The sequence below is a fragment of the Citrobacter sp. NCU1 genome, assembly GCF_010231475.1.
Classification (GTDB): Bacteria; Pseudomonadota; Gammaproteobacteria; order Enterobacterales; family Enterobacteriaceae; genus Citrobacter_D.
Genome location: NZ_NRDO01000064.1, coordinates 23,544 through 31,627, shown reverse-complemented (window position 1 = coordinate 31,627; position 8,084 = coordinate 23,544). Strand labels below are relative to the sequence as shown.

The following is an 8,084-nucleotide window of genomic DNA, read 5'->3' as shown; positions in this document are numbered from 1 at the left end:
GACCGTCATATTCCGTTAAACCTCCCCATTCCTGCCAGGCCATAGCGCGCACACAGGCCACTCAGAACCCGGCACAGCCTCCCGGAGGGCGCAGTTAGCGCGTGAGCCTGCGAACGGTACGCCATCGCGCTTAAGGCGCGGTGGGGCGCTGTACTGCGGGTGCTGGCTTTGCCAGCTTACCAGGCGGCTACCACATGGTGTATATACACTTAAATAATTACAATGTATATACGATGTAATTCTGAAAACATCTAACTATTTCAGGTTGCGGAATTGAGCAGCATATTGAGGCTGCAAGATAAGGGGATCATCAAATTCTCTCTGTAAGCCTCTCTGAGCGCTTTTAGCTCTCGACGTATAAGCATATATGGCTATGTGCTGAAAAATCGCGTACAGCGCGTTCTGTGGAACCATTTCTTTATAGATCCAGCGATCTGAAAAGGATCGTCAGAAGATCGGTAACTGGTTTGGCTATGGGAGACGAAAGTAGGTAACGCTCGCCGCAAGGCAAGATTAGCGAGTTTGCGAGTCTGTCTTGCCGAGGAAGCGGAATTTAGCCAGGTGTTGCATATAGCTCTTTACGCTCCGATTTGTCAGATTAAGGAGTGCATTTTATTTGATGGTTTGAGTTATCCACATGCATTTACCTTCAAAAGCTTATTTATCTTTTTAAATAACTTAATAATGACTTAGTTAGATCTTATTAAACTTAATAGACTTAGATAACATTTTATTAACACGATAAAATGTTGATATTAAAAGATAAAAAAAAAGCGGGTGTGTTTATAGGTGGGGAGGTATGCCGTCACAGGTGGGGAGGTATGCCGCCACAGGTGGGGAGGCATGCCGTCACAGGTGGGGAGATGTGCCGCCACAGGTGGGGAGGTATGCCGTTCAGGTGGGGAGGTATGCCGTCACAGGTGGGGAGATATGCCGTCACAGGTGGGGAAGTATGCCGTTTAGGTTGAATATTGAGCAATAAACATGTTTGCATCACACGGTACGTTATCGAGCCATGAGAAATGTACATAAAGCAAACTGCTTTTAACTTCACGATTGTAATCCAGAGCTTTGACGTAAAATTCTGAGGGGGATGACAATCTATAAGCTTATGTAATCGATACATATTTTTATAGGTGGGGATGTGTGCCGTCAGACCGTGATTGTGTGTTTTTTAAAACGTAACTAACTGAAATATAAGATATAAATTTAATCATTAAAGTGGGAGCTTTGTGAAAGGTGGGGATGTATGCCGTCAATTTGAAAAGGTGGGTATTGAAAAGGTGGGTTTCCCACTTTACGTGAACCCACTTTTAATATAGGTTAGTAACAAGATTTTAAAAAACCAGAGGGATAGCCCGTGAAACTGGCAAATGTAACGCTAAAGACAAAAATAAGGCATAGAAACGAGATTAATCACACGTTCTCAGTTTTGCCTTTACCCGCTAGGCGGATTTTGTTTATGGCAATAGCTCAAATAGATTCAAAAAGGTTAATCGAACAAGGGCAGGTTTTTAGAATTACAGCGAATGAGTATGCGATGATCGCAAACATCGACATTTCTGTTGCTTACAAACAGATGAAAGACGGCGCGAATGAGCTTCAGCACAGCGTCATTAGTATCCCTAAGAGTCAACTTCTAGAGCCGCTTTACAGACCGGGCCAATTCTATAAACCGATTAAAACGAAAAAAAATGCGTCTGATAGCATACGTTCTATGAACCTTACTGAGTTCTGTGATTATGTAGAAAGTGAAGGTTACATTGACATTTCATTTACCAGGGTGATTGAACCATACATCTGTCGCTTGGCTGATGGTTTTACGACACAGGTTTTACTTTCTGCTGCAAGGCTAACAGAGACAAACGCGAGTTCTCTGTACCAGTTGATCAGGAAAAATATTAGTTCCGGGAAGGTTAGTTACTTCGACATCGGTGTTGATGAATTAAAGGATGAATTAAACCTATACAGGATTGAGGGGGAGGAAAAAATCTATCTCCATGCTCAGTTCAAAGATTTCAACAGAGACTTTTTGAAAAAAAATGTGGATACCATTAACCGGGTAACAGAAATCAAAGACTTATCTTTTGAAATAGTGGAGAGAGTTGCACGCAAAGCTACCCGTTTGAGATTCACTTATAGCGTGGAAAGAGATCTTGAAAGTGAAGAAGATAATTTTCTTCAAGAAGGAGGGGCGGGGGTAGGAAGTCGAATGCGTGACATAAACGAAATTTCTGAACACGGAGACGAAATACCTTACGGCTTCAAAGGCAGCACCAAAGAAAAACCAGAACCCCAAAAACCTAATTCAGAAATCCCGCAAGGGTTTCGCGGAGGGAGCAAAAAAAAACAAAATTTCGAATGACTAACTAATCATCTAGAAATAGATCAAGACGTCAGTAGCGCCGTCTGGTACACGGCACTACTGACTAACCACAACAACCTGCTTGGAGATTGTCATGGCTGACTGTCATCATATCCCGTCTGAAAAACTTCTCAAAGTTTTTCCAGAGTTATCATCTACAGAAAGTATCATCATGGTGCTGTATTCGCTTGGTGTTACTGCTTCTAAGATCGCAACAAACCAGAATAAAAGCGTGAAAACGGTGAATAATCATCTAGCTAACATCAAACTCAAACTGTCAACAGAATCTACATATGATCTGAGAACTCTATTTTACATCAGGGTTATGCTAAAGATGGTTAAATCTTGTTCTGGTGGGGGGGTGAAAATTTTTGACGGTTTAACTGATCAACAAGAGGATATCCTATTGCTGCTAACATCTGGTGTTAGTGAGAGAGAAATATCCTATGACAGGAAAATGCAGGACGAAGACGTTTCACAAACTATCACTGAAGCTTCTGTTGAGTTAGGCGCGGATGATCCGAGTATCTTGAAATCACTGGTTTGCATGAAAGTCATGGAACACGTAATGGAGATTATCATCTAAGCAAATCAATACTACTGAAAAGCGGTGTTATGCCGCTTTTTGCAATGCACAAAAGAATGGAAAAAAAAATAAGAAAAATAGTAAATTTTCCCATATGAATGTAAGGGGAGATGATTAAAATACAAGCCAGTTGCACAAGTAAAAAAACAAGGATTTTTATGATTAATCGATTTCGTCCAGATGGCGAAGATCGAGAATGGACACCTGCTTCAATGGTTATTCAACTCGATGCTGAACTGAACTACTTTCTTGAAAAAAGATGCAGGACTGGTTCTAAAGGCCAAACGCCAAAGAAGGATATGGTTTTGAACTTTATCCGTAACGCTTTAAAAGAAGATATGAACTCAGAAACTAAAGAAGACTTAACTTAAGTTTTCTGCTCTTTAAAAATGAAACAGCGAAAAGATGAGAACCTGGACGGTTTTCGCGCCTGATATGCTACAGAGGTAGCTGGGGTGAAATCTCATAATTGCCTAGAGCATTGTTTTTTTTGTTATTTGTCACAGTAGAAAAAAAGGAATGTTTTATGGCTATGCGGCATGTAAGGCAAAGAGAGTACCGAAAAAGATGTTTGGAACTCGATGCTCACTTGAACAGAACTAAAGTATCAAAAGTTGAAAAGGTTATTTTGATAGTTTCAAAGTTAGAGGCTATCTCTTCTGAGATCGGTTCCGCACAAAAACAAATCATGAAACGTAGTGTCAAACGTTCTCGCGATACTCTTTTTTCTGACTATGGTATTAGCGTTCATGGGAGGGAAAAGAGAAGAGGGAAATCAAGACCAGTAAGGGAATTACTTGACTATTGCCCGAGTAAATTTAATAAGCTTGTTTAAAGGTGGAGGGCTGATTATGAAGTGGTGAATCGATGAGTCGTAGCCTAAAGGCAATGCAGCAGTCATGATGCTGTACTGAGTCACCGTTAGGTGAGCCTGTGTAGTGATGGGTCAAGGTTCCTATATCAAAACAAGCTCCGGTAAAGCAGCGTTTAAGCCAAATTCGCACCGGTAATGAGCGGCAATGCGCGGCAGATGCTCAAGGGCATGAGCGCGGTCACTGCGAGAGTGTGACAGAAGAGTTTAGGCACAAGCCCTAGCGTGGTATGGTTTGGGCTTAATCCATCGTTTATTCGAACCTATCCGAAGGGGCCATATGAAAAAATCAGCATTAATAATCGCTGCACTTACTTTATCTCTTTTTTCAGTTTCTGTTTCCGCTGAAATGACTGGAAAATTTTCTGGAGTTTGGAAGGAGAAGCCGACAGCAAACTCAAAATTTACGATCTCACCTGATGGGGATAACTACAAACTAGTTATCGAAGATAAAAATACAGGTGAACATGAATTTCAGGCTGTTGAGGAAAAAGGTCAGCTATTTCAGATAGTAAATGGATCAAAACGTCCTTTGTTCACATTTGTTGATAAAGATACTCTGAAATGGACAAAATTAAACGCTAATCTAAAAAAACAAAAGTAGTAACCCCTCCGCCAGATTCAACAGGCTTGATAGCAAATACAAAAACCAGCGTATCAATTAATGATGCGCTGATAGCCCGTTGCGCTCCCGATGTTCATCCAGTAACTATCAACGCACTTATAGAAACTGAGTCGGGTAAAAATCCATATGCTGTAGCTAACGTAAGTGATAATGAAAGCCGACAATTCAAATCACGCGAAGAAGCGATTAAGTATGTGAATACTCTGGATAGGCAGGGGAAAAACTACAGTGCAGGTTTGATGCAAATTAACAGTAAAAATTTTCAGTCATACGGATTAGATAACAATACCGTATTTGATGTGTGTAAAAACATTCAGATCGGCGCAAAAATTCTTACTGAAAATTTCGAACGCCAACAAGGAGGTAGTGACCAGAAAAAAATTAGAAATGCTTTGTCTCGATATTATTCAGGTAATGATAAAAGGGGATATGTCAAAGAGTTTAATTATGATGGCAAAAGCTATGTTGAGCGCGTAGAACAGAAAGCTTACAAAGTTCCTGCTCTACTTCCACCGGATGAAAATGCTTTAGAATTTAATAGTTCTAAAGATATTACAACCGTTAAAACTGAAACTAATATTATTGAGAAAACATCTTCTTGGGATGTTTTTGGGGATTTTAAATGAATAAACGTAGTGGTTTCTTGAATGCTTTCTGTTTCTCACTGCTTTTTATTTCTATGGGAGTTCTTGCCGGGGGTTTAGATAGCGGCACAGATGCTTTGACTTCAATTAAAACGTGGATTTTTGTTTGCTTAGGTATTGCGGCACTAATCTATCTCGCTTATTGCATTATTTGGGCGTTTTTAGAAAAAAAATCATGGAATGATGTCGGTGTCGCTTTGTTACAGGTCATTTGCGCGGGTGGTGCTTTAGCTGGGGGGAATTGGGCACTTGGTCTGTTAGCTTAAACACTCAAAAGCAGCCCGTCGATAGGCGGGCTAGGATTATGCTATGAATGGTAAAGATGTTTACTTTACATATAACGGTTTAAATCGCCCAGCTATGGTCAGAGGGGTTCCTCTGATGCTTCTATTATCATGTGGTTTCCTCGCAACTTTTTCCGGTTTTATAGGTGTCTATTTTCTTGGTGTTTTTGGTTTGGTATTTCCATTATTAATAGGCTCATTTCTATTCATGGTTAAAGTTGTATGTGAGAACGATCCAAACGCATTGCGTGTACTTAAGTTATCCTTAAGCGGAATGCTTCTTAAATTAAAACATGGTGATTTGATAACTGGTTTTGATTCTGGAGGGTATGATCAGTGAATTCTAACCAACTCAAAAAAAAGAAAAATAAACCTGTTACATCTCTTTATCCGAATTACCAGTTTCATGTCTCAAATAGTGTTGTTTACACTGAGGACAATAAAATGCTGTCAACTATTATTCTTGAAGGGCTACCTTTTGAGAGTGTATCAGATGCAGCATTAGAAAACGCTTTTTTAAATGCGAAAGACTTTCTCGTTGGCGCGGGTAAGGAGGGAGATTTATATTTATGGACTCATCTTGTCAGAGAGAGAGTATCTTTAGATGATTCATACAGCTTTGATAATGATTTTTTAAACAGATTTTCAGAAAAATATATTTCAACATTTAGAACCGGGAGTTTTTTCAAATCGACCTGGTACATTACGTTCGGTATGCCTTATAACCAGATTGATGCAGGCATTGAGCGTTTGCAAGATTTGGTCGATCAAGCGCTTGTTGCTTTTAAAGTTTTCAATCCTTCAGTTTTAGTTGTTGGTGAAAATTATGTAAGCGAAACGGGTGCTTACCTCTCAAGTCTCTTTAATAAAAATCATGTGTTAATTCCAGCATCTTCAACACCACTCTCTCAGTCAATTATTGATTCCGAGTGGTATTTTGGAAATGATGTTCTTGAACTAAGGAATAATGATTCCGACAATAAGATCTTCGCCACCAACTTTATTATCAAAGATTTCCCAATGTTTACAGAGCCGGGGCATTGGAATTTTCTCTTAACGCTACCTTATGAGTTTCTCATTACCCAAAGTTTTATTTTTGAAGCTCCTGCTAAAACGTTACGGAGAATTGATAGTCAGCTTAACAAACTTTCATCAGCAAATGATGCGGGGGTAGGGCAGCAAGAAGAGCTGGTCATAGGCCAGGAATCGGTGGTGAGTGGTCAAACGGTTTTTGGTTCCTATCACTGTGCATTAACTGTCTACGGTTCTACCCCTGAGATGGCGAGGATGAACGGTAAGAAGGTTTCCGCTGAGTTTATTACGAGCGGCAAAGGGTTTCGATTCGCACGCACAGCAGCGGCTGCGCCGTATGTCTATTTCAGTCATCTACCCCTAAACAAGAAAAGACCACTTGATTCTCGGCGTACGATCACGAATCTGGCTTGTACGTTCTCAATGCACAATTACTCAGTAGGTAAAAAAGCTGGCAATCCAATCGGTGATGGCTCGGCTATCATGCCTCTCAAAACTGTTTCGGATGGCCTGTATTACTTCAATACGCATTATTCTGAGCCGCATCGAAATGTTACAGGCCAAAAGATCGCTGGTCATGCTCTCATCCTCGGGGCGACTGGCGCGGGTAAAACTACATTTGAGGGGGTTGCTGCTGGCTTTTTACAGCGTTTTGACTCGTCATTGTTTATTGTCGATTTCAATCGCTCTACTGAGTTGTTTGCTCGCACCTATGGTGCTGCATACTTCACCCTTGATGAGGGCCGATATAGTGGGCTGAATCCGTTCCAGATTGCAGATTCTGATGATCCAGCATTGGGGGGGAGACTTGTTGCGTTTTTGAAGCAATACGTGAAGATTTTTGCGCGCGACACGCAAGGAAATCCTTGTAGTGATGAAGAGGCTGAAATCTTATCCGGGGCTGTTGATGCTGTAATGCAGTTGCCGCGAGAATCACGGCGAGTCAGCAAACTTTTGCAAAAAATCCCCCCTGGTTCGAATCTGGCTGTTCGCCTCCAAAAATGGTGTCACAAGGGAGAGTATGCACTGTGGACAGATTCACCCGACAATATTTTTAACCCGCTGGATTTTCAGAAAGTAGGTTTTGACACAACTGTATTGTTAGAAAAAACAGCCAGTGGTGGGGTGCATCCTGCATGTGAGCCTGTACTGGCAGTGCTCTTCTTTTATAAAACGTTGATGCAGCGTGAGGGGAAACTCATGCTCTCACTCATTGAAGAATTTTGGATGCCTTGTAATTTCCCTACGACTCAAGCACAGATAAAATCAGTTCTGAAGGCCGGGCGACTTAAAGGTGAAATGATGTGGCTTACCAGCCAGTCGCCAGAGGATGCAATCTCTTGCCAGATTTTTGCTGCGATTGTCCAGCAAACACCAACAAAGATTTTTTTACCAAATCCTGATGCCGATTATGATGGCTATCGGCAGGTGGGACTAACTGAAAAAGAATTTACAAGGTTAAAACGACTTGGAAAAGAATCACGAACAATGCTAATAAAGCAATCTGGTGCAAGTGTCTTTGTGAAAATGGATTTGTATGGTTTTGATGATTTTCTCCCAATAATTTCTGGTTCAACTGAAGGTATTGCTCTTGCCGAGAAAATCAGGTCTGAGCTTATGACAGACGATCCTGATATTTGGGTTCCAGAATTTATCCGACGAATTAAAGGAAAATGA

General features: G+C 40.9%; 9 protein-coding genes. All 9 read left to right on the top strand.

Going from position 1 to position 8,084, the window contains the following annotated elements; genetic code table 11:
* Nucleotides 1-1,360 precede the first annotated feature (1,360 nt).
* The 9 genes from CJP72_RS18595 (at nt 1,361) to CJP72_RS18555 (ending at nt 8,084) form a co-directional block, all read left to right on the top strand.
* A complete protein-coding gene (locus CJP72_RS18595) occupies nt 1,361-2,365 on the top strand; it encodes a replication initiation protein (RefSeq protein ID WP_342212332.1) in 1,005 nt (334 codons plus the stop codon).
* A gap of 94 nt (nt 2,366-2,459) precedes the next feature.
* Nucleotides 2,460-2,951 (top strand): helix-turn-helix transcriptional regulator, encoded by a 492-nt coding sequence (locus CJP72_RS18590; protein WP_162382817.1) that lies wholly within the window; start codon nt 2,460-2,462, stop codon nt 2,949-2,951.
* Between the two features lie 158 nt (nt 2,952-3,109).
* Nucleotides 3,110-3,322: a hypothetical protein gene (locus CJP72_RS18585; protein WP_162382816.1), complete on the top strand. Its 213-nt coding sequence runs from the start codon at nt 3,110-3,112 to the stop codon at nt 3,320-3,322.
* 155 nt (nt 3,323-3,477) lie between these two features.
* Nucleotides 3,478-3,786, top strand: coding sequence for a hypothetical protein (locus CJP72_RS18580; protein WP_238340110.1), 309 nt, complete (start codon nt 3,478-3,480; stop codon nt 3,784-3,786).
* Between the two features lie 316 nt (nt 3,787-4,102).
* Nucleotides 4,103-4,426 (top strand): hypothetical protein, encoded by a 324-nt coding sequence (locus CJP72_RS18575; protein ID WP_162382814.1) that lies wholly within the window; start codon nt 4,103-4,105, stop codon nt 4,424-4,426.
* Between the two features lie 26 nt (nt 4,427-4,452).
* Nucleotides 4,453-5,073, top strand: coding sequence for a lytic transglycosylase domain-containing protein (locus CJP72_RS18570; RefSeq protein ID WP_193568781.1), 621 nt, complete (start codon nt 4,453-4,455; stop codon nt 5,071-5,073).
* The gene (locus CJP72_RS18565; protein ID WP_162382813.1) at nt 5,070-5,357 is read left to right on the top strand and encodes a conjugal transfer protein; all 288 of its coding nucleotides are present in this window, start codon (nt 5,070-5,072) and stop codon (nt 5,355-5,357) included. Before CJP72_RS18570 ends, CJP72_RS18565 begins: the two co-directional genes overlap by 4 nt.
* A gap of 43 nt (nt 5,358-5,400) precedes the next feature.
* Nucleotides 5,401-5,715, top strand: coding sequence for a VirB3 family type IV secretion system protein (locus CJP72_RS18560; RefSeq protein ID WP_162382812.1), 315 nt, complete (start codon nt 5,401-5,403; stop codon nt 5,713-5,715).
* On the top strand, nt 5,712-8,084 hold the full coding sequence (locus tag CJP72_RS18555; protein WP_162382811.1) for a VirB4 family type IV secretion/conjugal transfer ATPase: 2,373 nt from the start codon (nt 5,712-5,714) through the stop codon (nt 8,082-8,084). Before CJP72_RS18560 ends, CJP72_RS18555 begins: the two co-directional genes overlap by 4 nt.